The sequence below is a fragment of the Streptococcus cristatus ATCC 51100 genome (genome assembly GCF_011612585.1).
In the GTDB taxonomy this organism is placed as follows: Bacteria; Bacillota; Bacilli; order Lactobacillales; family Streptococcaceae; genus Streptococcus; species Streptococcus cristatus_H.
Map to the genome: position 1 here is coordinate 1,612,302 of NZ_CP050133.1, position 25,730 is coordinate 1,638,031.

Genomic DNA, 25,730 nt, shown 5'->3' on the forward strand with positions numbered 1-25,730 from the left:
TATAGCTTTACAATCACTTTGCTATAAATCAACTCTATCTTTTGGTATAATAAATTCAGGAAATTTCTACTAGAAAAGGACATTTTATGAAACTCATCTCTTGGAACATTGACTCTCTCAACGCTGCCTTGACCAGTGATTCTGCCCGCGCTCAGCTCTCTCAGGCTGTCCTTCGGACCTTGCAAGCAGAAAATGCGGATATCATCGCTATTCAGGAAACGAAGCTATCTGCTAAAGGCCCGACTAAAAAACACCTTGAAATTTTAGAAGAGCTCTTCCCAGGCTATGAAAATACTTGGCGCTCGTCTCAAGAGCCAGCTCGCAAAGGCTATGCTGGGACCATGTTCCTCTACAAAAAAGAGCTGACACCCATCGTAAGCTTCCCAGAAATCGGTGCACCATCAACCATGGATGCTGAAGGCCGCATCATTACGCTGGAATTTGACGACTTCTTCGTCACTCAGGTCTACACACCCAATGCTGGCGATGGCCTCAAACGCTTGGAAGAACGTCAGGTCTGGGATGTCAAATACGCTGAATACTTGGCATCACTGGATGAACAAAAACCAGTCCTCGCAACTGGAGACTACAATGTAGCTCACAAGGAAATCGACTTGGCCAATCCAGCCAGCAACCGCCGTTCACCAGGCTTTACCGATGAAGAGCGTGCCGGCTTCACCAACCTGCTGGATAAAGGCTTTACCGATACCTTCCGCCACTTGCACGGCGATATCCCTAACCAATACACATGGTGGGCGCAACGCAGCAAGACTTCTAAAATAAACAACACAGGCTGGAGAATCGACTACTGGCTGACAAGCAACCGAGTGGCAGACAAGGTAACCAAGTCTGATATGATTGACTCCGGTGCACGGCAAGACCACACTCCGATTGTCATGGAAATTGAACTTTAAGGAGGAATCCGATGGACTATCAGGCTGTTATCCCCGAATTTATGGTATCTGACATCGAACAGTCGCGCCACTTCTACTGCGACTTACTGGGATTCTCTGTCGAATACGAGCGTCCCGAGGAGAAATTTCTCTTCCTCTCGCTTGAAGACTGCCAGCTCATGTTAGAAGAAGGCAGCGCAGAAGAATTAGCCCAACTGACCTATCCTTTCGGGCGCGGTGTCAATATTTCCTTTGGCATCGAAGATGTCCCTCAGCTCCACCAAAAACTGCTGGAAGCTGACTATCCCATCCATCGTCCGCTGACAAAAAGAGAATTTCGCGTAGGAGATAGCTTTATCTACCCACATGAATTTGCGGTTTTGGATCCAGATGGATATTTCCTACGATTTAGTGAATAAGAAGAGGCTGGGACAAAAGGCCGACCTCAAATATAAAAAGCGAACAAAACTAGTTTTCTGGTAATCAGAATTCTGCTTTGTTCGCTTTTCGCATTTAATTATAGATTTGAAGGACTTAATAATTAAGATTTTTAAAAACTGAAATCTTTTTATCCCAAACTCTCTCAATTGTCTTTGGATTGTCGAGCAAGACGCAGTGGTTAAGTGGGCTCTACTACGCTGATTTCATCAGCTTTTACAGCCCTACTCAACTGTGCGGAGGTGGGACGACGAAATCGAATTCTAACGAATTACCGATTTCTGTCCCACTCTCTATTTACAAGTAAATTTCTCAAATCTATCTATACTATCAGAGAGTATTTTGTAGTGGAAAGCGTCCAAAATTCTGCTCAGTCAGTGCAAGATTGCCCAGCTGATAAACCTTGTCAGCCTTCTGGGTCAGACTATCCCATGGCTCCTTGCCAATACGGCTGACCAATTCAACTTTTCCCTTAAGCTTGGACAAATGCTGGCGTCCCTGCTCAGAAAAGCCTAAGATATGGATGTCAGACGGAATCTCTTCTTGTCTAGCTCCGACCAGAATATAGGTCAACAGACGACGAATCCGGGCCTTGGTATAGCGCTTAGTCGCCACCTTCTCGACCAGCTCTTCTATGGTCTCACTGCTTTTCAAGGCCTCTCTAATCCTAACGGCCAATTCCTGATTTACCTGATAAAAGTCTGTCAAATCCGAACAAGTCACTATCTGGTAACGGAGATAAGGAAAGAGGTTCGACCATGTCACCTTGGGAGCCGTTTCAAGCAAGTGATGGGCTGGAGTGAATTTTTTGAGAAAGTCTGGCTGATCCAGATTCTGACGAAGGGCAGTTGCCGAAGCAAATTCCTGATCCGCTGATAAGGAATGGTAGCCAGCACCCTGACGTTGAATCGGACACAGCTTTATAGTTTTTCCCGCCACAGCCTTGGCATAGGCCAAGCCCAAGATATGGTTGGGAGTAGACCCTGAGAAGTTGAGCCCTGCAAACTCCTGCCACATAGCCTGAGTCTTCTGAGGATAGGATAGGGAATCAGGCAAGCTAGCCAGATAAGCCTCCATCTGCTCTGCCTTTTCACCATAGACCTTGGAAATTCTCTCATAATCCAGCACTTCCTCAGTTCCAAAAGTCAGCTGTTCGATGCCCAGTCTCTCTAAAATATCTACTGCCCCCTTAGCGAAAAAGTCCGCCGCCTGAACGCTGACCAAGAAAGGCAGCTCAAGGACCAAATCCGCTCCAGCTTCTAAAGCCATCTGGGCCCGAGTCCACTTGTCCACGATAGCCGGCTCCCCTCGCTGAACAAAGTTGCCACTCATGGCGATAATTTTCAGACCAGAAGCCTGCTCCAGCAGATATTTGTGCCCATTATGAAAAGGATTAAACTCTGCGATAATACCGGTGACTGTCATCTCATTTCTCCGCTACAAAGAACCAGCGAGCGCTCTTATCAGTCGGCTCCTTGTCCTCAAAGTCCGCGTAAACCTTGACATTCTTAAAGCCAGCCTGCTCCAGCAAGATATCGTAGGTCAGAATCTCATAGGTCCGCTCCTCATGCACCTCATCATGGCGCGTGAAGCGCCCATCCTCATCTTGGACAAAGAAAGTCAGCTCATGCACGATGGAATGAGGCGGTTCGTCCGCATAAGAATCCCAGACCATGGCAAAGGTTTCAGCATTTTCATGATAGGAATAACCTGGAAAAACCTCGTCAATCTGGTAAATCGAGTGCACATCAAAGATGAAGCGACCACCCTCATTTAGATGCTGGTAAACCTCAGTAAATACCTGACCGACATCGACTTCGTCCTCCATGTAGCAAATCGAGTCTGAGTAACAAGTCACCAAGTCAAACTGACCGACGCCACTCAAATCCAGCATATTGCCCTGAATAAAGGGAATGTCCAAACCGGCCTCTCTGCTACGCTTCTCTGCCAAATCCAGCATTTCCTGACTCAGGTCCAGCCCCGTCACATCAAAACCAGCCTGCTTAAAATAAATGGACTGAATGCCCGTACCACAGGCCAGTTCCAGCAGCCTTTTCTTATCCTTGGGAAAATGACGCAGACTGAAATCCGTCCACTTCTCATACAAAGAATCATCCATAATCGCATCGTAAACCGACGCGAAGGTTTCATAAGTTGCCATACTTTTCCTTTCAAAAATAGCCCAGCCAGCAGGCTGACTGAGCCGAATTTTGCTTTCTGCCCAAGGACAAAAAATCACTTATTCTTTTCTTCCAATAAGGCCGCAACATCCACACCAGTTGCTTCGTGCCATAACTTTTCCAGATTGTAATGCGCCCGCATTTCCTCAGAAAAGACATGGACAACGATGCCGCCCAAGTCTAATAGCACCCAGCCACCTGCTGCGTCACCCTCAACATGACCAGCAAAAACACCAGCCGCAGCAGCTTTCTCACGAATATTTTCAGCGACTGCATCCAGCTGACGGCTGTTCATCGAGCTGACGATGACAAAATAATCTGTCACGGTTGTCAAACCTTGCAAGTCCAAAGCCACAATATCTTCTGCACGCTTTTCATCGGCCGCTTTCACGACCAGTTCCAATAATTCTTGTTCTTTCATAGTTCCTCTTTAATTAAAAATGTTTTTGTAATCTAGAACATCCGCAAAACGTCCGTCCCAAATTTTTTGGTAAAAAGTATTTATTTTTTCTGCCGAAGCGTCTTCTCCATCAAAAGTTGTAAAAGCACCTTCTGGAATGACAAGTCTATAATCAAATTCAAATCCAACTTTAACTGATGCATCTACACAATATTCCGTCTGCATTCCACATAAAACTAGACGACCAATATCTTCTTTATCCAAGTAATCCTTCAAACCTGTCTCTTTAAATATACTATTATACTTCTTCTGAAAGACCTTTTCGTCTGACTTTCTATTCAAGAGAGGAGACAACTGCCAATCTTCCAATGCACTATCTTCTGGATTTTCCACATGCTGAATATAGATAATTTCGACACCGTTACTCCTAGCCTGATGCTGCAGAAAGGAAATTTTATCCATCATTTTATCAGACTGAAAACCTGTCTCCACTAAGATATTTTGTACATCTATAATGATTAGAGCTGTTTTCATTCTTCTATTTCCTTCAAATATCCTACAAAGGCATTGTAGGTCTCCAAGGTCTGCGGATAGATAGGGATTCCTTTATGGGCTAGATGCTCCACTGTCCTTGCTGTTTCATAGGCCACAGCCTGATTGAGCGACTGCTGAGCCAACTCTCTGGCCTTGTCCACTCCTGGAAAGTCCCGGTTGTGCTCAATGTAGTCGGCGACATAGACCACCTTGTCCAGCTCAGACATGGTGCTACTGCCCACTGTATGAATCTCGATGGCCCGCAGGATCTCAGCATCTTTGATGCCTAGATCTTCCTGAATCTTGTAAATTCCCACCATGCCATGCCAGACATTGTTGCCCCAGTTTTTCAGGTCAGGGTCCAGCTGGTATTTGTCAATCAAGGCCAGAAATTCCTCATCCGAGACCTTTTTCGCATAGTCGTGTAGAAGCCCTGCCAGACCCGCTTTTTCGACATCAAGACCGAAGCGCTCCGCTAATTCTCGGGCAGCCTTTTCCACACCTAGACAATGCTGCAAGCGTTTCTCGGGCATGACTGTTTCCATCTTAGCCAGCAAGGCCTCTCGGCTCATGCGGATATAGCTTTCATAGGTCATAGGTAAAGCCCTTCTTTCTCGATATAGTCTAAGACTGACTGAGGCAGCAGGAAATTAGGAGTCCGTCCCTGAGCTAGAAAATCCCGCACCATACTGGAGGAAATATCCATAAGGGGCACATCCACCCAGATGACAGGGTAAGAAGTCCCTGTCTTGTAGCGCGGCCGCTGAACACCGACAAACTGAACCAGCTCAACCAGCTCATCAATCCGGTACCACTTGGGCAAGTAGTCCACCATATCCGCACCGATGATAAAGTAATAGTCCGTATCTGGATGCTGCTCCGTCAGGAGCTTCATAGTGTCGTAGGTGTAGGAAATTCCCTTGCGCTCCAGCTCAATGGTTTCAATCCCTAGGCCTTCAATACCCTCGATAGCCAGCTCCAGCATTTTCAGCCGATGCTGTTCATCAATGGTCTCTTTCTTATCCACATGGGGCGGCTCGTACTCTGGCATAAGCAGGACCTGATCCAAGCCCAACTGTTGCCGGACCTGGTCCGCCACGACCAAATGAGCATGGTGGACAGGGTTGAAATTCCCACCTAAAATGCCAATCTGCTTGCGTTTCTTATCTTTAACTTCTGGTTCTAATTCCACCTTGGTAAAGGGGGTCAGTAATTCAATAGCCATAGGCTGATATCTCCACAGAAATTTTTTCTTAAATTTGCTTGACTTTAACAGAGAGTTTGCGATTTTCCTTCTTGCTGGACTGCTTGAAGAGAATCAAGATCCGGCCGATCTTCTGCACCGTATCCACTCCGATTTCTTCTTCCAAAATCTCAGCAACTTCATGGATATTCTCATCTGTATTCTGCAAGAGCGTAACCTTGATCAGTTCTCGCGCATCCAGCGCCTGACGAATGCTGGTTTTAATCTGGTCATTGAGTCCGTTTTTGCCAATCTGAACGATGGGCTTGAGTGAGTGGGCCTGACTGTTGAGAAAGGCCCTTTGTTTACTTGTTAATGCCATAGTTTTCCTTATTCTTTTAAAAATAGCAGAGCTTATACTCAAAGAGTATTAGTCTTGCCCGCACATGAGATTTCTTTCCAAATCAAATGAATACCGTTTCTTTTGAAAATCTTGGACATAGTACCTCATCTTTGTTTTCCCTTTTTGAATAATGCTATGTCCTTCCGCTTCCAGCAGCCCTCTTTGTACTTCAAGGCCTCCAGGATACTTCGCATTGACTTCCCCGCCTGACTTGAGCACTCGCCAATAGGGGATTTTGGCATCTTCCTCAGACCAAGCGACAATCAAAGCAGCAATACCTGAAAAAAATGGAGCACTATTATCCTGTCCAAAGTGAGTACGCAAATCAGCCAAGGTAACCACTTTGCCGTATGGTATTTGCTGAATAGCTTCCACATATTTTTCTGGTGTGATAAAAGTTGACTGGGTCATACATCCTACCTTTCTTAGATAATCGCCTTGCGCAAGACCACGTCCACTCCTTTTGGAGCCCAAGCCGCAACCTTGGCTCTGTCATTGACGCGAATCCAGCCCAGACCAGAGAAGACGATATCCGTCTTGTCCTTGATGGTAAATTCATGCTTGACCAAGGCTGGAAATTCTTCCTTTTCCTTGCCAACTGGCGGCACTAAGAGACTGCCGACATGCTTGTCATAAAAGTCGCTAGCACCTTCCAACTTAGTCCGGTGGAGCTTGAGCTCATTGTCAAAATAAGCCGTAAAGCCCTGCTTATCGCCTGCCACAAAGTCAAAACGACCTAAACCACCCAAAAAGAGGGTTTGCTCAGGATTGAGCTGGTAGGTTTTGGGTTTGATTTCCTTTTTGGGGCTGACATATTTGAGATTCTTAGCAGAAAGATAATGAGCCATCTGGTGACGATGGATAATGCCCGGCGTATCATAGATATGACTACCATCCGCCAAAGGAATCTCGATTTTATCCAGAGTCGTGCCAGGGAAGCGCGAAGTCGTAATGACATCCTTATCACCCGTGATTTCCTGAATGATGGCGTTAATCAAAGTAGACTTTCCGACATTGGTCACACCAACCACATACACATCACGTCCCTTGCGGCAATGCTCAATCTTGTCAATCAAGTCCTTAATGGCCTGCTTGTTTTGAGCAGAGGTCAGAATGACATCAACTGGACGCAGACCTTCTTCGTGAGCCCGCTCTGTCAGCCATTGGGTCACCTTGCTGTCCTTGACTGACTTAGGCAGAATGTCCTTTTTATTCCCGACCAAGAGAACATCATTTCCTGCGACAAAGCGAGGCAGGCCAGGGATGACCGAGCCATTAAAGTCGAAAATATCGACAACATTGACGACCAAGGCGTCGCTATCTCCAACCTCATGCAGAAGCCGCAGAAAGTCATCATCCGTCAGCTGGACGTCGCTGATTTCATTATAATGGCGCAGGCGGAAACAGCGCTGGCAATAGAGTTCGCCTGTCTCCAAGCCTTTTTCTAGAGCTGACTGGGGCGTGTAGCCTAGCTGGCTCTTGTCTTCTGTCTGAATAGTGGCTCCGCAGCCGATACAGAGAAGTTCTTCCATGCTTAAATTCCTTTTTTGTATTGAATTGGGCCGTATTTTTCAGTAATTTTATTGAGCACGCGGCGTTCACGCGCCCGATTGATCTGAGTTTTGATAGAGTCGTGCTCGACCAGCGGTTTGACCAAAATCGAACGAATCCCAGCCCGATGCGCTGCCCGAATATCCGTCATGAGCTGGTCGCCCACCATGACCACTTCATTTTTTTCAAAATGAAAAAGCTTGAGCGCTCGGTCAATGCCCCAAGTGAAGGGTTTCATGGCCCAGTAGACATAGTCAATATCAAACTTTTCAACAGCCCGCTTGACCCGTTTTTGGTTGTTATTGGACACCACGATAATCCGAATGCCCGCATCCCGCAAATCATGGAGCCACTTCTTCATCTCTGGGGTTCCGTCAGGATTATTCCAAGCAATCAGGGTGTTATCCAAATCCACCAAAACTGCTTTGATGCCCTGTCTTTTCAAACTCTCTACTGTCAAATCGTAAACCGCCTCGACCGCAAAGTCGGGCATATAATCTTCAATCGCCACATCTCTCTCCAAAAATCGTATTCGCACTATTATAGCATAAAATAGGCTTTTTGGCACCTATAACCCCATTTCTTCCAAGAGCCATTGGGAGATTCCCACTTCCTATTTCCCAAACAAATGAAAACAGCTCCCCAAGCGGGAAGCTTCATTTTAAAATGGGCAATATTCATGCTCATAAGACCACTATCTATTTTTTCGCTCTCTAACTTTTTTTCATAAAGTTTTTGAAGTTTAGAAATAATACCGGTAGCACCCTCTGCTTCATCTTTTTTTATGTGAAGAACCTTAGAAAATTTCTGAAAATCCTTCTCCTTAATACCTGGTGCAATGCGAATGTCAACAGATTCCCATTAACCATTTTTCTCTTCATATCCTACTAAAGTAACTAGAAATAATTTCCCCTCTATATGACCACCTGAAAAAAATCCGCTGTAGCACTAAAAAGACCATCGTGATATTGAGGATTAGCTTCTGCAAACAGTATAACATCTTCTTTCTTAAGTTCTCCATCAACACTAGATAAGGGTTGCTCATCTTCAATCTGTAAGCTCATTTCTGCTGGAAATAACCAAAAGAATGTGCTGTATCTTGAATCTGGACTCATAATTTTGTCATAGCTATTCACAAACTCTGCGACTCCTCCCACAAGGAACAAGGAGAAATAACTAACTATAAATAGTAAAGTACATTTTTTTCGAAATATACGTAACAGATTAAAGAAGAAATAATTAAAAATAATACAAAGAAAATAATTGTATGAGGGTGGAAAAATGTTCTTATGAGATTCTCATATACAATCTCCCACAATTTTTGATGATATAAGTTTAGAAATTCTTCCACTATAACTCTCCTAACTCATAGAATTTTTAGTTCGAGCACAAGCACTCTCCCTGATTTTTGAATGCTCATAGATTATTGCTCACCAGTCATATCATTATATCATCTTTCATACTTTTTAGCACCTATAGCTTCAAAGCTTACAAAAATGGCAAAAGATGCTATAGTAGATATAAGAATAATTCTCTTGGAGGTGCCTATGGCAAGCAAGGATCGAGAAATGAAAGCTGTTTCTCCCTTTTTGCAAAAAATCATCAACTGGTCGTCCATCATCGGGGCTGTAGGGACAGTGGCCTTTTGCATCTGGGCCTACTATGCAGGGATTCTCCAGTCCAAGGAAACCTTGTCTGCCTTTATCAAACAAGCAGGCATCTGGGGACCACCTCTGTTTATCTTCCTGCAAATCTTGCAGACTGTCGTGCCCATTATCCCTGGTGCCTTGACCTCTGTAGCAGGCATCTTTATCTACGGGCATATCGTCGGCACCATCTACAACTATGTCGGCATCGTCATCGGCTGCGCCATCATCTTCTATCTGGCTCGCACCTACGGACCAGCCTTTGTCCAGTCCGTCGTCAGCAAGCGGACCTATGACAAGTATGTGGGCTGGCTGGATGAGGGCAATCGCTTTGAGCGTTTCTTTATCTTTATGATGATTTGGCCCATCAGTCCCGCTGATTTTCTCTGTATGCTAGCCGCCTTGACCAAGATGACCTTCAAAAAGTACATGCTGATTATCGTACTTTGTAAACCCATCACCCTCATCATCTACACTTACGGACTGACCTATATTATTGATTTCTTCTGGAAATGGCTCGCAAAATAAGAACCACGGGCATTAAAAATCGCTCAAGCTAGTAAGCTTGGGCGATTTGTTTATTCTGAAGATGCTGATGTTGCTGGGTGATCGGCAGATGATGCTGACGGTGTCGGAGCTGGCGTAGATGCAGGCGCAGAACTTGCTGGCGGTTCACTGCTAACGCTCGGCTCAGGAGGGGTCGGTGTCGAACTACTATAGTTGGCACCACCATAATTGCTCTCCGTTGGTTGATTGTAAATCGTCTGCTCATCATGCTGATAAGTTGCTGAAGAGCTAGAATTAGAAGAGCGCAAGCTTCGGCCTCCCATCAGATCTTCATACAGTACGGCATTGGTTTTCAGAGTCTTAACTGAAGACAAGCCCAACGTTTTCCGAATCAAATTTTGCATTTCCAGCAAATGATCAGACGTAACCAGCTGATAGCTACCGCCATCAGCCAAGGTAGCATCTTCCCCACGTAATTGTTCAGACTGAATGCTTCTAAAGGCGTCTTTGTAACCCAATAACTGAGGGATACTTCCCGCATCCAGCGCTACATTGGTCTGCATATTCTTGCTGACTGCTCGCAAAATAGCTTGATAATGGCTAATACTGTTAAGACTGAGCACCTTCTCAACGACCTTTCGGATTACCTCACGCTGACGTTTCTGACGACCGTAGTCACCCTCTGGATCCTGGTAACGCATGCGGGCATAGACCAAAGCTTGGTCTCCGTTGATCAAATGCTTACCTGGCTCGACAGTTGCAGTGTATTCTGGTTCATTTTCTTCGATGGAAATTGGGAAATCAAAAGTATTGTTGACTTCAATACCTCCAACTGCATCGACTAGCTGAACCAGTCCTTGCATATTGATCATCACATAACGGTCAATATGGATGTTCATCAATTTCTCAATGGTCGCGATGGCCAATTCTGCACCACCATAGGCATAGGCTGCATTTAGCTTGGCTTCTGTCGTTTCGCCTTTTTCATCGATTTGAGTCAGAATATCCCGCTCCAAACTCATCATGACCGTCTTTTTAGTCTGAGGATTGACGGACAGGAGGAGCATGGAGTCGCTATTTCCCTTCCAGGTATCAGACCGCGAGCCGCTTCCTGTATCTACCCCCATCAGTAAAACCGTCAAGGGTTTGGTTTCCGCAATAACGTTCGTCTCATTCCCAAAACCCTTGTAAGTATGGGACAAAGCGTCCGTTGACTGATTGTAAATAGTCCAAGCATAGCCTCCTACCCCAATAGCTGTTACAAGCAACAGGCTCAAAAACATTCGTACAATTTTTTTTAACATATTTCATCAATCTATCAGTTTTCCCATCAGGTAAACATCTAGAAATACCCCTTCTCTTAAATAGGCCCCTCTTTTTTGCAGGCCTTCGATTTCAAATCCTAATTCTTTATAGAGATGAACAGCTCGCTCATTTCTGACCTGAACAGTCAGTTCCAAACGGCGAAGACTGCTTCCATTTTCTGCCCAGTCCACAGCTTCTTCTAGCAAGATACGACCGAGGCCTTGATTCCAAAAGGCTTTTTTGACAACGATAAAGACTTGCCCAATGTGGCGAATCCGCTCATGAAAATCCGCTGTGATACTGACAATCCCAGCGATTTCATTATCAAGCAAGGCCAAAAGATAAAGCTGATTATCCGACTCAGCTTGGCGCTGAATGAACTGAGCCATCTGCTCTTCATCCATCAAAATCCCCGCCTCATCCAAGGTCATGTAGTCTGACTCGGATCCGACTTGATTTAAGAAGCGAATCAAGTCAGCGGCATCTGTCTTTTCTGCCTCCTGCAAGGCCAATTCAAACTCAGCCATGCAGCAATTCCTCCAGCAATTCCTGAGAACGGCGTCCCTGACTTTCAAAGACTAGCTCGCGACCGTCGTCTTTCTTCACAAGGGTCAGCTTCAGATAATCATCTGGTAAACTCTCACCTAGCAATTCTCCCCACTCGATGACCGTAACTCCCTCACCAAAGAGAAAATCATCCAAGTCAATCGAGTCCGGATCTTCACCAATCCGATAAACATCTAAGTGATACAGTGGCAAACGTCCTTCATACTCGCGAACAATGGTATAGGTCGGACTTTTGATCATCTGCTTGATGCCCAGACCTTGGGCCAAGCCCTTGGTAAAAGTCGTCTTGCCCGCACCCAAGTCTCCTGTCAAAACCAAAACATCTTGCTCCTGAAGGAGGCTTCCGAGACGCTGGCCCCAGTCGATTAATTCTTCTTCATTATGACTAAACATTCTTTTATTATACCAGAAGATTTGCATTTGCGCTCAATTTTCTAATAGAGGAAGCAAAATGTTTGAAAAAAATTAGATAAGCTTTCGAAATCTTCTAATCAAAGCAGGTTACTCGCTTTTATTTAGAAGTAAACTAGAACATTTCCTAAATTTTTCCTACAAAAAAGAAGCTGGAAGATTCCAACTCCTTAGTGTTCTTAAGATAAAGCTAGGCTGATAAAATTAAGGATGAAAAGCAGATTTAAAATCCAAATCATTGGATGCACATCCTTAGCTTGACCTTTAATAACTTTCACAAGAGCATACATGATAAATCCTGCTGCAATCCCGTTCGTGATACTGTAAGTGAAGCCCATGAAGATAGAAGTAAAGAAAGCTGGGACAGCTTCTGCCATATCATCCCACTGGATATTTTTCAGACTGCCAAGCATCATGATCCCTACGACAATCAAAATTGGCGCAGTTGCTGCTGTTGGAACGATGGCCAACAGCGGGCTAAAGAAGCTAGATACCGCAAAGCAGACCGCTACAACCAAGGCTGTCAAACCAGTCCGTCCGCCAGCTCCGATACCAGCTGCAGACTCTACATAAGTAGTAACGTTAGATGTTCCGGCGATTGCACCGATAGTCGTACCGATTAAGTCTGAGTACAAAGCCTTGTCCAAACCTTCTGACTCATGGTTTTCACCAGAGCTTGCGACGATACCCACTTTTTCACCAGTTCCGATCAAGGTACCGATAGTATCAAAAATATCAGTCAGAGAGAAGGCTAGGATGGCCATAAATGTTTGAGGCAGACGAGCCGTATCAGCAAAGAGAGCTCCCAAACCTTCTGGACCAACTGCCACCCCGAACACTTGTCCAAGTTCTTTCAGAGCTGTTGACAGATTGTGCTGACCGAAGTCAATCGCAGACAGGTTTACTAAGCCAACAGCAATCGCTACGACTGTCGTTGTAAAGATAGATAAGATAATGCCGCCTTTGATACCCTTGATAACAAAGAAAACTGTAATCGCTAGGCCAAGCAAGGCAAGTAAAACTGCCGGATTATTGAAATCAACCAGTCCCGGAGTCGCAGCTGAGTTTGCTGTAATAGCAGCTTTGGCTTGGTCAGCTCCCTTACCGGCTACTACATAGTTGCCAGGATCGATCGAAAACTTCAACAGTCCGGCATTTTTAATCCCTACATAAGCTAGGAAGACACCGATACCAGCGGAAATAGCTGAACGAAGTGCTGATGGAATAGACTCGATAATAGCCTTCCGAATCTTAGTCAGGGTAATAAAGAGCGAGATCAGACCACAGATGAAGACCATGCCCAGAGCTTCTTGCCAAGTATAGCCCAGACTAAAGACAACCGTGAACGTAAAGAAAGCATTGAGACCCATCCCCGGCGCCTGTGCGTAAGGGAGGTTGGCATAAAAGGCCATCATAAGTGTTCCAGCAACGGAACCGATGATCGTAGCCAGAAAGACACCTTGAGCTGGCATACCCGTTTGCGACAGCATGGCTGGATTGACAAAGAGGATATAGCTCATAGCAAAGAAAGTTGTTAACCCAGCGAGAACTTCCGTACGAACATCCGTACCGTGCTCTTTGAGTTTAAATAATTTATCCATTATAGATAATCTCCTAAATTGTTTTATGGCAACTGATTAAAAGAGAACTCCTGATTTTCTTTAAAACAGTGCTGCTTATTCGTTATTTACGAACAATACTATGATTATACTCAAAAACATTCACTTTTTCAAGTCCATTGCTCCAAAAATTACTTTAAAGTGTCTTATTTTTTATTCTCTCTGCTTAAAAAGAGCAAAGTCATGATTTGGATAAAGGTAAATCCAAGGATAAATACCAGACGATCCTTCTGAAAGGTCTCCAGTAGCTTTTGGAAAACTAGCTGGGGCCGCGTCACCAGATCCCAGGAGTTGAGGCGGTCATAACGGCCGATATAAATGGCTAGACTCGACAGATAAGACAGAGCCGCAACTGCAAGCATATCCAACCACCAAGTCCACTTCCAGCGCTCACGCAAAATATTCCAGCTTTCAATCCCGCAGTAAATGCCAAATAAAATGCTCGGCACAAAAGCCATAAATAGGCGCATGCTAACAGGGTTCCACAGAGTATCTCCCACCCAAGTCATGTGCACCAAGTCTGTCAGCATATAAAAAGTATTAGGATAAAAGGCCAGCCAAACCACCAACAAAAGTGGATAAAGCCATTTCTGCTTCTTAGATATCGTCGTTAAGACAGCAGCGTCATAGGCAATTAAGGCCAGAATCATATTCCAGATCAGGTCTGGTCCCTGAACCGTAATCCCCTGAATATACACAACAAATGCAATTAGTATGAAAAAAATGTGAATGAAAATTGGTTTACGCATACAAGATCCTCCCCTTACTTTAACTCTCTTCGCTCATAGACTGTTAGCAGACATCTTTCGTCTTAGCTATTGAGGAAACATTATACCACAACTTGTGTCATTTTTTCTTAATTCTGTTATAATAGATTTACTATACTGATTGATACTGTACGAGGAATAAGAATGACGAATAAAGTAATTGCTGTAGATTTGGATGGAACCTTGCTCAATTCTGAGAGTAAGATTTCTGATTTTACCAAAGAAACTATCCAAAAAATATCGGCTAAAGGACACAAGGTCATCATCACTACTGGCCGCCCTTACCGCATGGCTCTGAACTTCTATAAGGAATTAGAGCTGAATACCCCCATGATAAACTTCAACGGATCTTTGACCCATATCCCTGAGCAAAAGTGGGAATTTGAACAATCCTTGACCGTAGACAAGTCTTTCTTGCTGGATATGGTCCAACGAAAAGAAGAAATCGAAGCCGACTTCATCGCTGGAGAATACCGCAAGAAATTCTATATCACAAATACGAACGAAGAAATCGCAGATCCCAAGCTCTTTGGCATTGATAATTTTAAGCCAGAAAATCAATTTCAAGCGCAGCTGGTCACCAAAAATCCAAATGCCATTTTGCTGCAAACCCATGCTACGGACAAATATGCTCTGGCTGAAGAGATGAATGCCTTTTACCAGCACGAACTCTCTATCAATACCTGGGGCGGTCCTCTCAATATCCTTGAGTGCGGCCCTAAAGGTGTTAACAAAGCCTTTGCCCTCCAGTACCTGCTCAACATCCTCAATGTCGATCGCAAGGACCTGATTGCTTTTGGTGACGAGCACAATGATACCGAAATGCTAGAATTTGCGGGAACAGGCTATGCCATGAAGAATGCCAGCGAAACCCTGCTGCCTTATGCTGACCAACAGCTTGAACTCACTAATGACCAAGATGGTGTAGCTCACAAGCTAACTGAGCTCTACTTATAGAAATCAAAACAAATCAAACAAACATAATTTGAACCGCACCTCAACTGCCAGACTCTTTCTGTCTAACTGTTGAGATGCGGTTCATTTTTTTAGGCAAATTTTCTACTAGACCAAAGATTCTATTCTACTTTTCCACCTTCAACGACGAGGTCATCTGCTTTTGCAGCATCACCGTAGGTTGGGTGAAGAGTCTTTTCATAAGCCTTGTGGAAGAAGTTTTCCTTGCCCAATTTTTCAATGTCTTTATTGATGAAATCAAGCAACTCTTTGTTTCCTTTTTGGACTGCTGGTGCGATAGTATCTGGGTCGCCAAGCGAAGTAATTCCTACTTCATATCCTTTATTTTCAAGAGCCCAAGCTAGAACTTCAGTATTGTCAGTCGAGAAGGCATCTCCACGTCCATCCAAAAGAGCTTGATAAGCGTCACTGTATTGGTCATATTTTTGAAGTTTGACTTCTGGGTGATTTTTCTCAAAATAAGTTTCAGCAGTGGTTCCTTTGGTTACAATCAAGGTCTTGCCTTCAAGCTGCTTGACATCTGTAATGACACCTTTCTTAGGAGACACAACACCCAGTGAAACCTTCATGTAGGGAAGGGCAAAGTCAACTTGTTTCTTACGTTCGTCTGTAACTGTAAAGTTGGCAAGGGTGATGTCCACCTTGTTAGAAATCAAGTATTCCGCACGGTTAGCAGCATCGACAGAAACGTATTTCACCTTAACACCGAGGTCTTTGGCCAGCTGATTTCCCAGTTCGATGTCATAACCTTGGTAAGAACCGTCGTTGTCTACATAACCAAAAGGTTTCTTGTCTCCAAATACAGCAATTCGAAGTTCACCACTTTTTTTGATTTCCTCAATAGTGCGAGCTTTAGCAGTAGTTTTGCCAGATGAAGAAGTAGCATTTCCGCCTGAGCTACAAGCTGTGACAAAGATAAGGGCAAAGGCAAGTGCCAAAACAGTTAAGAGTGATTTGAGTAGTTTCATAAGAATCTCCTTTATAAATATGAGCCAAATTGGCTGAAGTCAAAAACGTTTAAAAATTCTTGTGCTCGTTTGGTTTGTGGATTGGTAAAGAAGGACTGAGCCGTTCCTTCTTCAGCAATCTTCCCTTGATCAAGGAAGATAATCCGATCTGCAATAGCTTGAGCAAACTGCATTTCGTGGGTCACCAAGATCATGGTACGACCTTCTTGAGCTAGGTCGTTGATGAGTTCGAGGACCTCACGCACCATTTCTGGATCAAGCGAAGCCGTCACCTCGTCAAAAAGGATAATTTCTGGATGCATGAGCAGGGCACGAACAATGGCAACCCGTTGCTTTTGTCCACCAGATAATTGGCGAGCGAAACTGTGTTTTTTATCGAGCAGTCCGACACGTTCCAGTAATTGCAGGGCTTCTTCCGTCACCTCTTTCTTATCTCGACCCTGTGCCTTGATAGGACCTAAGATAAGGTTCTGCAAAACGTCCAGATGGGGAAAGAGTTCATAACTTTGAAAGACCATGCCAATCTTTTGACGAACCAAGTGAAAGTCTTTCTGGTTTCCAATAATGGACTGGCCATCCAGAAGAATATCTCCACCCTGAATGGTTTCTAAGCCATTGAGGCAGCGAAGGAGGGTGCTTTTCCCACAACCAGATGGTCCTAGAATAACCACTACTTCCCCTTTCTTGATTTCTAGGGAAAGTCCTTGGAGGATAGGATTGTCTCCAAAGGATTTTTTTAGATCCTTGATTTCTAATATGGTATCAGACATTTAGTTCCTCCAGTGTTTTTCTAAGTGAGTGGATAGTTTAGAGATAGGGAAGCAAACTGCGAAGTACAAGACCAGTATGGTTCCATAAATCCAAAAGGATGCGGTTGGAATGGTCAAACGATTGCTATCGATGATTTGCTGTCCCACCTTTGTAACTTCAACGACTCCAATCAAAACAACCAGAGAAGTCGTTTTGATCATCCGAGTAATGAGATTGATGGCCTGCGGAAGCAGTCTTCTCAAGACCTGCGGGATGATGATGTGGTAGTAAAGTTGGAAATTCGTTAAGCCCAGCGCCTGTCCGCTTTCAAACTGATGTTTAGGAAGGGAAGTGATAGCTCCACGCACCAAGTCCCCCATTTCAGCCGTTCCCCAGAGGGTAAAAACGATAACGGCAGAAGTTTCTCCAGAAATGTTGATATTGAAATTTCGGGCTAAACCGAAATAAACAATGAAGAGTAGCACTAATTGGGGCATGATGCGGATAAATTCTAGATAAAAACGTGTCAAGAAGCGAACGACTCTAGAATGAGAGGTCATGATGATTCCCATAACCGTTCCGAAAATCATGGATAAGAGGACAGAGAGAATGGAAATACCAATCGTGACTCCCAATCCTTGTAAGATCCGCAAGAGATTATTTCCCTGAAAGAGTACTTGTATTCCCGAATCCTGCATGGCGGAGCCTCCTTTCTATCCAACTAAAAAGCAATGATATAGGCAGGAGCATAATAAGATAGGCTACTACCAACATAGCCAGCGCAATATCTGTCTCATAGTAAAGCCCGATCAAGTCCTTAGCAACATACATGAGATCGGCTAGAGCAACCGCAGAGAAGACAGAGGTCTCCTTAATCAGGAAAATCACATTGGCGCTGAAGGACGGCAGAGCCACTGCTGTGGCTTGTGGCAAGACCACGTAGCGAAAAACCTGAATGGGTGTTAGACCGATCGCTAAGCCAATCTCATGCTGGGTTTGACTAACTGCTTCTAGCCCGCTTCGGAAGGATTCTGCCATATAGGAGCCTCCCAAAAAGATGAGACCAAGGGTGGCGCAGACCTCTGAGGAAAGGACAATCCCAATCCGAGGAAGCCCGAAGTAGAGAAAGAAGAGTTGGATCAAAAGGGGCGTATTTCGCGATAATTCAATATAAGCTGTGGCTAGCTGTGCCAAAACAGGGATGCGATAATGTCGGATGATACTAACAAGTAAACCAACTAGAAAAGCTCCCAAAATACCCCAAACTGCGATATGCAGGGTTAAAAAAAATGCCTTTTGATATAATGGTAGATATTGTTCAACAATGGACCAATCCAAAAGAGAACCTCCCATCTAGGAATAATACAGCTATTGTAGCACTAAAAGGCATGTTTGGATAATATGTATTTTCTATCACAATGATAAAAAATATTTATCGTCTCTATTGCAATCTGAAACTTCCAGACAAAATTTTTGAAAATGACATGAAAAAGAGTTAAGATGTTCCTGTAAACCAAAAAGTAAACGTTTACTTTTATCAAGGAGGACATTTTATGTCATACAAAACAAGCAATGCCGAAGGCCCTGTGAATTTTATCAATACCTATGATCTGGAGCCTATGGCGCAGCAAGTCATTCCTAAAGCTGCTTTTGGCTACATCGCGAGTGGTGCTGAGGACACGTTCACTTTACGCGAGAACATTCGAGCTTTTAACCATAAACTCATTGTTCCTCATACACTCTGTGATGTGGAAAACCCAAGCACTGAGATTGAATTTGCTGGAGAAAAACTATCTTCACCAATCATCATGGCGCCTGTTGCAGCCCATAAATTAGCAAATGAACAAGGAGAAGTCGCCACTGCGCGTGGTGTACATGAGTTTGGCTCTCTTTATACAACCAGCTCCTACTCCACTGTTGACCTTCCAGAAATTTCTCAAGCCCTCCAAGGGACACCTCATTGGTTCCAATTTTACTTCAGCAAAGATGATGGCATTAACCGCCATATCATGGATCGTGTCAAGGCAGAAGGCTACACAGCCATTGTCTTAACTGCGGATGCGACTGTAGGAGGCAATCGTGAAGTTGATAAGCGCAACGGTTTTGTTTTCCCAGTTGGCATGCCTATCGTTGAAGAATACTTACCCGAAGGTGCTGGTAAGTCCATGGACTTTGTCTACAAATCAGCTAAACAACGCCTATCGCCACGAGATGTCGAGTTTATCGCTGAATACTCAGGACTTCCTGTCTATGTCAAAGGTCCTCAATGCCGTGAAGATGTCGAACGTTCGCTTGCCGCAGGTGCTTCTGGAATCTGGGTAACCAACCACGGTGGCCGCCAAATTGACGGTGGACCAGCTGCCTTTGACTCACTTCAAGAAGTTGCTGAAGCAGTTGATAAACGTGTGCCGATTGTCTTTGACTCTGGTATCCGTCGTGGCCAACATATCTTTAAGGCCTTGGCTTCAGGAGCAGACTTGGTAGCCATTGGACGTCCTGTCATTTATGGTTTGGCTCTTGGTGGTAGCGTCGGTGTTCGCCAAGTCTTTGAACACCTAAATGCTGAACTAAAAACCGTTATGCAACTATCTGGAACTCAGACCATCGAAGATGTCAAACACTTCAAACTCCGTCACAATCCATACAACCCAACTTTCCCAGTTGACCCTCGTGATTTGAAATTGTATTGATAAATAAAGCAATTTATAATGAAAAAACACACCCCAAATGTTAGACATAAAATCTAACGTTTGGGGTGTTTTTAATAAGAAATTAACTTATATGGTCATAGTTCATAACTATCATCTATGGAATAATGGGTAACTTGAAGTGAGAAAACTAACGAGAAAGTACTATACAGAGGAACAAACCAGTGCCCTGTCCAATACAGAACTAAATCTTTTTCTTAAATTATTTGTGTAGTTTTTGTAGGACAAGTATACATTGTCTAAGTTTTCTCCAATTTCTATTAAAAGTTTCAAATCTAATCTTCAGTTGCCCCTTTCATATTCTCCTTTCTTACAACTTTAAATCGAATATTCAAATCCCCTTTTGTTTGGTTTAGTATCTTTTCGGCCATTTTCTCAGGTGAAACTAATCTAAACGTACTATCCATAATATATTTAGTTAAATGGATTTTTAATTTATCACATTTTTCAATCAACTTCGTTTTAGCTAAAAATTCATCAGTAATTTTTGTATATTCTACGAAATCTATAACCTTAGAAATGTTTTCAAAAGAACTATTAAATAATTCAATTTCGTCATTAACTTCTGTTTTTAACTGGGAAAGTTTAACATCATCTTGAATAACTATACTTAACAACAACTCATCTCTCAAATCTATATAGTGATAATATTTAGGAATCAAGTGTTTATAATAAAATTTAACGAACTCCGTTTTGAAATCCAATTCCTCTGAAAAATTTTCGATAAACCATATTCCTTCATCTCGAAACATTGCTTCAGCTTTTTTTAGCTCATTCAAAATTTGATAAGACCTCTCAGCCCGTTCTATCGTAAATTGTAAAAAAATACGTTCCCTTTCGTTCTCTTCTTGTTTTTCAAAAAATTCTCGTTGTAGCTTATGTTCATATTTCAACTGTTTAAGTTGTTGTTTATTTTGAAGCTTTGCAATATACACCGCTACCCCAGCGCCCAAAAGAGCACCTAGCATTGAACTGATAAACTGTGAATTTAAAAATTCACCCAATATTTGAAAAATAGCTAACTTATCCATAACAATTTTCATCTCCTATACTCGAAGTTATGTCTAATAACATTGAAATCCCTTATTCAATCTCTATTTATAATTTTATTGCTTATCTTCGAACTATTTTATCAGTTTCTCAACGAATCATAAAGTATTTTTATACTAAAATAACACTATTTTGATATTGCTATATTTAATTTCTTCAGCTTATGCTTTCAGCATAATAGGAGATGTACAACTATCTAAAAAATATTGATTCCTTAATCCTAATGCTGTAAAATAAAGGTATCTTTAATTTAAAGGAGCCATAATGGAAAAAATTTCATATCGTATTGGTCAAATTATTGCAATTGCTATTCTCATTTTTAGCCTTTGGGCACTAGTAAAAGCAATACTATTCTCAATCACATTTTTTAATAACCTACCAACACTGGATACTGTTATTATTGTAGCTCTAGTGTCTGGTACAATCTCAATTGCGTCTACTATTGCCAAATTTATTTGGGAACGACAACAACAAAAAAGAGAGTATTTAACACAAAAACGAGAAGAACCATATGAACAATTTGTAGCGATAATCTATAAAATAGTAAAAAATAAAGATCAAAATTACCCTGAATTAGAAAATGATATACTAACTCTTAATAAAAGTCTTTCTTTATGGGGATCTAAAAACGTTGTAAAATCATGGTCTGAGTTTATATTGCTTTCTTTCGAAAATACTGATAGACAAAAACTACTTGATAAATCAGAAGAAATATTGAACCATATGAGGAATGATTTAGGAGTTAAAAAAACAGAGAATACAATATTACGCTCACTTTTCATCAGTGATATTAACAATTTGAAATAAGTTAATTTTTAATTCACTGTCTCTACTTACTAAAGACCTATCACAAATCCACAAAAATCCCCCTCAGAATCTTCCTTCTAAGGGGGCTTCTTTATGCTGATTTCTCTCCTGCTTCTTCCGTTTTTGTTTTCTTATTTGTGCCAACTAAACGGCGCTTGCTGTCTCGGATCGTATTGAGGTCTTTGAGGAGTTTGGTCAAGTTAGTTCTCTCTGGATAGGCTTCTGCGACGGCTGCTGTATAGCGCACAAAGAGGTCGTAGGTACGGGAGATTTCGTTGCGTAGCTGTTTGGTTTTACCGACTTCCTTGGCTGACTTGGCTGCACGCGCTTCTGCTTCTCCTTTATCATAGTCCGCTTGAGCCGCTATCACAGCCGTCAGCATAGGGAGAAGGCCTAGACTCGTCACAGCCCCCTGATAGGGCTCTTCCTGCAATGTTTTGAGCAGGCTCTTAATCTCAGCCGTTGCGACGGCATTGGTATGCTTGGTGATATCCTTATATTTTTTAAAGACTGGCAGCAAGACTTCATAGGCTTCTTTCAAGTCTCTGTCTTTGATTTTGGCAAAGCCCTTATGCAAGGTAAACAGACCAACCAGAGCGTTATCTCGCTCCTTGTCTAGTTCTACGAGACTCATAGAGTCTTTCTTTTCCACATTGGCCAATTGAGCCTGAAACTGCTCTAGCTTGCTATGAAAGCCCTCTAGGTGCTTGCTGTACATATCCTCATCTCTATAGGAGCTCGTAAAAATCGTGAGTAGCTGATAAGAATCAACCATTAGACTCTCAAACTCACGGTGGGTCAGATTGCTATAAGACAAGGGGCGAATGGTGTAAGTAGTGTTCATCATAAAACCTCTCCAATATTTTTGATAAAGCAAGTATAGCATGTAGAGATGAAACTTGGGGTCTCTTGCCCTAAAATGTCATTTTTTATCCCTGAAAGGGGCATTTTTTCAAAAAACGGAGTCTCTTTCCAACTTTTCCTCTAGTCTTTCAAAAGAAAAAGACACAAAATCGCCCCTCATCTGGCACTTGTTTTTGACGACAAATGACCGAGGGGCGACGGATCTTATAAATAGAAATGAAAAGAGCCTTCTAGGCCTAGATTACCATGAATTTATAGGGAAAGTGACCAGCCGAGGCCTAGATTGCTATGAATCTATAGGAAAAATGACTAGCCGAGACCTAGATTGCTATGATTCTATAGAAAAAGTAGCCGGCCGAAGCCTAGGTTACCATGAATCTATAGGAAAAGTGACCGGCCGAGGTCTAGATTACCACGATTCTATAGGAAAAATAACCAGCCGAGGCCTAGATTGCCATGAAACTATAGGAAAAGTGACCAGCCGAGGCCTAGGTCACTATAAAACTTTCTTAAATACTAATAACTAAGATATCGAGTAGGTTGATTTCAACTAAAAAGATGTTCGTCTATCGCTTAAAAATCCATTCCATCTGGATTAGGTGCTCCGCCTTCCAAACCGCTGATATTTTTGAGAATCTCTAGGTCAGCTGGACTCAATTCGATGTCAAAGCAGTCTAGATTGCTAGCAATCCGACTCGGAGTGACCGACTTAGGCAGGGGCAGGAAGCCTTCTTGTAGGCTCCAAGCTAGAGCGATTTGGGCAATAGTCTTGCCATACTTATCTGCTATCGCCTGCACAGCTGAATTTTGGAAGAGTTCGCCTTGGCCAAATGGTCCCCAAGCTTCAAGTAGGATATCATGGGCACGGCAGAAGTCCACTGCCTCTGTCTGATAGACACCTGGCGCTAGGCGGATTTGGTTGACGGCTGGAGTGACACGCGCTGTTTCTAGGAGAACCTCTAGGTGATGAGGCAGGAAATTGCTGACGCCGATCGCTCGGATCTTACCAGCTTGATAGAGGTCTTCCATGGCCCGCCAAACTTCTGCATTGCGCTTTTGCCAAGCCCCGTCTTCTCGTAAAGGCTTAGGATTTGGCCAGTGGATGAGGTAGAGATCCAGATAATCCAGCCCCAATCGCTCCATAGAGCTGTCAAAGGCTTCTAAAGCCTCTTCATAAGTATGCTTGCTATTCCAGAGCTTGGTGGTGATGAAAAGCTCTTCACGCGGAATGCCGCTGTCTTTAATTGCTCGACCAACACTCTCCTCATTCTTATAGATAGCTGCCGTATCAATGTGGCGATAGCCAGCCTTAAGGGCGGCCAAGACTGCCTGATAAGCCTCTTCTCCGTCCTGAGCCTTCCAAGTACCAAAGCCCAAGACTGGAATCTTGACGCCATTGTTAAGGGTATAATTTTGCATATCTGTTCTCCTTATTTTTTCTTTCTTTTGGCCAATTTTGGCTTAAAGATATTTTCCTTGGTTGGAGCCATACCTCGGCTGAAAAAGCTGTAAATGATAAAGGCCAGCCCAGCAATAAATATCAAGAAACGATGCAGTAGCAATCCAAAGAAGAGGAACACCAAGCCCATTCCCATAAATTTATAATCAATCTTTTTCATCCTGTCCTCCTCGTTTGTGATAACCCTATTATAACATCTTCTCTTTCATTGAGAAAGCCCTACCATCTGTTAAGAAAAATATCTCAGAGACTTTCTAGTTGCGCCAACCATTCTAGCTTTGCCCAAGTCCCTCAAGAAAATCCTAGAGAAAAGCAGCAACCCTACATTAAAAAGGACAGGTTACCCCATCCTTTCTAAAAATATAAGGAGACTCAATTAAAGAATACTGGAGGCAGCTTCAAAGCGCTTTTCACCATCCAGATAAGTAGCAACCAGCTCCAAATCCTTGTCCAGCACGATAAAATCGGCATCATAGCCTTCCTTGATCTGGCCACAGACATCGTCAATGTGGACGGATTTTGCTGGGATGAGACTGGCCATCATGACTGCTTGGTGAGGATTTGCGATGCCCCACTCAACCACATTTTTCAGGCCGTCTTTGAGCTGCAGGATTGATCCTGCCAAGTTGCCAGTCGATTTGAGACGAGCTGTGCCATTGGCTACCACCACTGGAAATTCTCCCAGCATATAGTCACCATCTTCCAGCCCACCTGCAGTCATACAGTCTGTGATGAGGGCTACATGTTCATGGCCCTTTTGCTTGAGCAAAATATCACAGGCCTTGGGATCTACGTGGTGCCCATCACAAATCAACTCTGCGTAAGTGTGAGGCAGCTCGTACATAGCCCCAACCATACCTAGTTCACGGTGGGTCAAGCCCCGCATACCATTGTAGGCATGTACCCAAACACTGGCTCCTGCTTCCACTGCTGCCTTAGCTTCGTCATAGGTCGCATTAGAGTGCCCCAAAGCGACTGTCACACCTTCATCAGTGATGGTGCGGACAAATTCTTCCACGCCCTCACGCTCAGGTGCCAAAGCAATCTTATTTAGCAGGCCATTGGCTGCCTTTTGCCAAGCACGAAATTCATCCATACGAGGGTCCTTCATGTAGGCTGGGTTTTGGGCACCCTTGTACTTTTCAGTGAAGTAAGGCCCTTCAAAGTAGAGACCGCGAATCTTGGCACCACTTGCTTCTTGATAGCGCGCACCAATATTCTCCGTCACAGCTAGAAGTTGCTCGTAAGATGATGTCAGCGTAGTCGGCAGGAAACTAGTCACCCCAGTCGTCAAAAGCCCTTCACTCATGGTATGGAGGGTACCTTCGATGTTATTGTCCATGACATCGACCCCACCAAAACCATGGACATGGGTATCCACCAGACCCGGTGCGACAGAGTAGCCTGTGTAATCCACCACTTCCGCATCCGCAGGGACTTCCTGTACTAATTTTCCAAATTTTCCATCAATCACTTCTAAAAATCCACCCTTGCGAATCCCTTGAGGATAGAAGAACTGATCGGCTTTTATATATTTAGGCATCTGACTGCCTCCTCTTGTTCTATTTCTATTGACTCTATTATAACGCTTTCTATTTTATTTGTAAATGGTCTATACCTCTTTTTTAGAAAAATTTATTATATTATTTAAATCAAGAAAAGAGAGTGGGACAGAAATCGGTAATTCGTTAGAATTCGATTTCGTCGTCCCACCTCCGCACAGTTGAGTAGGGCTGTAAAAGCTG

At 43.4% G+C, this 25,730-nt stretch carries 31 protein-coding genes; 6 read left to right on the forward strand and 25 right to left on the reverse strand.

The features are described 5' to 3' along the window. Positions 1-86 precede the first annotated feature (86 nt). Both HBA50_RS08080 and HBA50_RS08085 read left to right on the forward strand, forming a co-directional pair. A complete protein-coding gene (locus tag HBA50_RS08080) occupies positions 87-914 on the forward strand; it encodes an exodeoxyribonuclease III (RefSeq protein WP_045498696.1) in 828 nt (275 codons plus the stop codon). 11 nt (positions 915-925) lie between these two features. Continuing rightward, the gene (locus HBA50_RS08085; RefSeq protein WP_045498692.1) at positions 926-1,312 is read left to right on the forward strand and encodes a bleomycin resistance protein; all 387 of its coding nucleotides are present in this window, start codon (positions 926-928) and stop codon (positions 1,310-1,312) included. 349 nt (positions 1,313-1,661) lie between these two features. On the opposite strand, the gene HBA50_RS08090 is transcribed toward HBA50_RS08085, so the two are convergent. The 11 genes from HBA50_RS08090 to HBA50_RS10410 all read right to left on the reverse strand — a co-directional run bounded on the left by HBA50_RS08090 (position 1,662) and on the right by HBA50_RS10410 (position 8,718). Further along, the gene (locus tag HBA50_RS08090; protein WP_045498689.1) at positions 1,662-2,756 is read right to left on the reverse strand and encodes a nucleotidyltransferase; all 1,095 of its coding nucleotides are present in this window, start codon (positions 2,754-2,756) and stop codon (positions 1,662-1,664) included. Between the two features lies 1 nt (position 2,757). Next, positions 2,758-3,492 carry a class I SAM-dependent DNA methyltransferase gene (locus tag HBA50_RS08095; RefSeq protein WP_045499758.1) on the reverse strand — a complete coding sequence of 245 codons (735 nt, stop codon included), beginning with the start codon at positions 3,490-3,492 and terminating at the stop codon, positions 2,758-2,760. A 74-nt stretch (positions 3,493-3,566) separates the two neighbouring features. Beyond that, positions 3,567-3,932, reverse strand: coding sequence for a ribosome silencing factor (rsfS, locus tag HBA50_RS08100; protein ID WP_045498686.1), 366 nt, complete (start codon positions 3,930-3,932; stop codon positions 3,567-3,569). A 9-nt stretch (positions 3,933-3,941) separates the two neighbouring features. Next, positions 3,942-4,445, reverse strand: a complete 504-nt coding sequence (locus HBA50_RS08105) for a cysteine hydrolase family protein (RefSeq protein WP_045498683.1) — start codon at positions 4,443-4,445, stop codon at positions 3,942-3,944. After that, complete coding sequence (yqeK, locus tag HBA50_RS08110) at positions 4,442-5,041, reverse strand: bis(5'-nucleosyl)-tetraphosphatase (symmetrical) YqeK (RefSeq protein WP_045498681.1); 600 nt, start codon at positions 5,039-5,041, stop codon at positions 4,442-4,444. The genes HBA50_RS08105 and yqeK overlap by 4 nt, the downstream gene beginning before the upstream one ends. Next, positions 5,038-5,670 (reverse strand): nicotinate-nucleotide adenylyltransferase, encoded by a 633-nt coding sequence (locus HBA50_RS08115; RefSeq protein ID WP_045498679.1) that lies wholly within the window; start codon positions 5,668-5,670, stop codon positions 5,038-5,040. The genes yqeK and HBA50_RS08115 overlap by 4 nt, the downstream gene beginning before the upstream one ends. 28 nt (positions 5,671-5,698) lie before the next feature. Beyond that, positions 5,699-6,010 carry a ribosome assembly RNA-binding protein YhbY gene (gene yhbY, locus HBA50_RS08120; protein ID WP_045498677.1) on the reverse strand — a complete coding sequence of 104 codons (312 nt, stop codon included), beginning with the start codon at positions 6,008-6,010 and terminating at the stop codon, positions 5,699-5,701. Between the two features lie 48 nt (positions 6,011-6,058). Then, a complete protein-coding gene (locus HBA50_RS08125; RefSeq protein WP_005590997.1) occupies positions 6,059-6,442 on the reverse strand; it encodes an MGMT family protein in 384 nt (127 codons plus the stop codon). Positions 6,443-6,456: 14 nt separating this feature from the next. Beyond that, on the reverse strand, positions 6,457-7,563 hold the full coding sequence (gene yqeH, locus HBA50_RS08130; protein WP_045498675.1) for a ribosome biogenesis GTPase YqeH: 1,107 nt from the start codon (positions 7,561-7,563) through the stop codon (positions 6,457-6,459). Positions 7,564-7,565: 2 nt separating this feature from the next. Further along, on the reverse strand, positions 7,566-8,093 hold the full coding sequence (locus HBA50_RS08135; protein ID WP_045498673.1) for a YqeG family HAD IIIA-type phosphatase: 528 nt from the start codon (positions 8,091-8,093) through the stop codon (positions 7,566-7,568). Positions 8,094-8,496: 403 nt separating this feature from the next. Beyond that, positions 8,497-8,718: a hypothetical protein gene (locus HBA50_RS10410; protein ID WP_235285266.1), complete on the reverse strand. Its 222-nt coding sequence runs from the start codon at positions 8,716-8,718 to the stop codon at positions 8,497-8,499. A 411-nt stretch (positions 8,719-9,129) separates the two neighbouring features. Between HBA50_RS10410 and HBA50_RS08145 the strand changes: the two genes are divergently transcribed. Continuing rightward, the gene (locus HBA50_RS08145) at positions 9,130-9,756 is read left to right on the forward strand and encodes a TVP38/TMEM64 family protein (RefSeq protein WP_045498670.1); all 627 of its coding nucleotides are present in this window, start codon (positions 9,130-9,132) and stop codon (positions 9,754-9,756) included. Positions 9,757-9,806: 50 nt separating this feature from the next. Here the strand turns inward: HBA50_RS08145 and lytR are convergent, their stop codons facing one another. The 5 genes from lytR to HBA50_RS08170 form a co-directional block, all read right to left on the reverse strand. Then, positions 9,807-11,039 (reverse strand): glycopolymer--peptidoglycan transferase LytR, encoded by a 1,233-nt coding sequence (gene lytR / locus HBA50_RS08150; RefSeq protein WP_045498667.1) that lies wholly within the window; start codon positions 11,037-11,039, stop codon positions 9,807-9,809. Between the two features lie 6 nt (positions 11,040-11,045). Further along, the gene (locus HBA50_RS08155) at positions 11,046-11,567 is read right to left on the reverse strand and encodes a GNAT family N-acetyltransferase (protein WP_045498663.1); all 522 of its coding nucleotides are present in this window, start codon (positions 11,565-11,567) and stop codon (positions 11,046-11,048) included. Beyond that, complete coding sequence (gene tsaE / locus HBA50_RS08160; RefSeq protein ID WP_045499755.1) at positions 11,560-12,000, reverse strand: tRNA (adenosine(37)-N6)-threonylcarbamoyltransferase complex ATPase subunit type 1 TsaE; 441 nt, start codon at positions 11,998-12,000, stop codon at positions 11,560-11,562. The genes HBA50_RS08155 and tsaE overlap by 8 nt, the downstream gene beginning before the upstream one ends. Before the next feature lie 197 nt (positions 12,001-12,197). After that, positions 12,198-13,619: an NCS2 family permease gene (locus tag HBA50_RS08165; protein ID WP_015605350.1), complete on the reverse strand. Its 1,422-nt coding sequence runs from the start codon at positions 13,617-13,619 to the stop codon at positions 12,198-12,200. 164 nt (positions 13,620-13,783) lie between these two features. After that, positions 13,784-14,386, reverse strand: a complete 603-nt coding sequence (locus HBA50_RS08170) for a DUF1361 domain-containing protein (protein ID WP_045498659.1) — start codon at positions 14,384-14,386, stop codon at positions 13,784-13,786. Between the two features lie 162 nt (positions 14,387-14,548). Here HBA50_RS08170 and HBA50_RS08175 point away from each other — a divergent pair, with 162 nt between their 5' ends. Beyond that, on the forward strand, positions 14,549-15,361 hold the full coding sequence (locus HBA50_RS08175) for a Cof-type HAD-IIB family hydrolase (protein ID WP_045498657.1): 813 nt from the start codon (positions 14,549-14,551) through the stop codon (positions 15,359-15,361). 119 nt (positions 15,362-15,480) lie between these two features. On the opposite strand, the gene HBA50_RS08180 is transcribed toward HBA50_RS08175, so the two are convergent. The 4 genes from HBA50_RS08180 to HBA50_RS08195 are packed head-to-tail and all read right to left on the reverse strand — an operon-like array spanning position 15,481 to position 18,435. Further along, on the reverse strand, positions 15,481-16,347 hold the full coding sequence (locus HBA50_RS08180; protein ID WP_045498655.1) for a cysteine ABC transporter substrate-binding protein: 867 nt from the start codon (positions 16,345-16,347) through the stop codon (positions 15,481-15,483). Between the two features lie 11 nt (positions 16,348-16,358). Then, positions 16,359-17,117, reverse strand: a complete 759-nt coding sequence (locus tag HBA50_RS08185; RefSeq protein WP_005591017.1) for an amino acid ABC transporter ATP-binding protein — start codon at positions 17,115-17,117, stop codon at positions 16,359-16,361. Further along, a complete protein-coding gene (locus HBA50_RS08190) occupies positions 17,118-17,795 on the reverse strand; it encodes an amino acid ABC transporter permease (RefSeq protein ID WP_045498651.1) in 678 nt (225 codons plus the stop codon). Then, positions 17,755-18,435, reverse strand: coding sequence for an amino acid ABC transporter permease (locus tag HBA50_RS08195; RefSeq protein WP_045498648.1), 681 nt, complete (start codon positions 18,433-18,435; stop codon positions 17,755-17,757). The genes HBA50_RS08190 and HBA50_RS08195 overlap by 41 nt, the downstream gene beginning before the upstream one ends. A gap of 215 nt (positions 18,436-18,650) precedes the next feature. Between HBA50_RS08195 and lctO the strand changes: the two genes are divergently transcribed. Beyond that, on the forward strand, positions 18,651-19,787 hold the full coding sequence (lctO, locus tag HBA50_RS08200; protein WP_045498645.1) for an L-lactate oxidase: 1,137 nt from the start codon (positions 18,651-18,653) through the stop codon (positions 19,785-19,787). A gap of 293 nt (positions 19,788-20,080) precedes the next feature. On the opposite strand, the gene HBA50_RS08205 is transcribed toward lctO, so the two are convergent. Next, positions 20,081-20,836, reverse strand: a complete 756-nt coding sequence (locus HBA50_RS08205) for a hypothetical protein (protein WP_045499752.1) — start codon at positions 20,834-20,836, stop codon at positions 20,081-20,083. Between the two features lie 283 nt (positions 20,837-21,119). Here HBA50_RS08205 and HBA50_RS08210 point away from each other — a divergent pair, with 283 nt between their 5' ends. Continuing rightward, complete coding sequence (locus tag HBA50_RS08210; RefSeq protein WP_045498643.1) at positions 21,120-21,662, forward strand: hypothetical protein; 543 nt, start codon at positions 21,120-21,122, stop codon at positions 21,660-21,662. A 91-nt stretch (positions 21,663-21,753) separates the two neighbouring features. Here the strand turns inward: HBA50_RS08210 and HBA50_RS08215 are convergent, their stop codons facing one another. The 4 genes from HBA50_RS08215 to nagA form a co-directional block, all read right to left on the reverse strand. After that, positions 21,754-22,506 (reverse strand): DUF6261 family protein, encoded by a 753-nt coding sequence (locus tag HBA50_RS08215; protein WP_179856640.1) that lies wholly within the window; start codon positions 22,504-22,506, stop codon positions 21,754-21,756. Positions 22,507-23,099: 593 nt separating this feature from the next. Then, positions 23,100-23,945, reverse strand: a complete 846-nt coding sequence (locus HBA50_RS08220) for an aldo/keto reductase (protein ID WP_045498638.1) — start codon at positions 23,943-23,945, stop codon at positions 23,100-23,102. Between the two features lie 11 nt (positions 23,946-23,956). Next, on the reverse strand, positions 23,957-24,145 hold the full coding sequence (locus tag HBA50_RS08225) for a hypothetical protein (protein WP_005591029.1): 189 nt from the start codon (positions 24,143-24,145) through the stop codon (positions 23,957-23,959). Between the two features lie 216 nt (positions 24,146-24,361). Then, positions 24,362-25,528: an N-acetylglucosamine-6-phosphate deacetylase gene (nagA, locus tag HBA50_RS08230; protein ID WP_045498635.1), complete on the reverse strand. Its 1,167-nt coding sequence runs from the start codon at positions 25,526-25,528 to the stop codon at positions 24,362-24,364. Positions 25,529-25,730 lie beyond the last annotated feature (202 nt).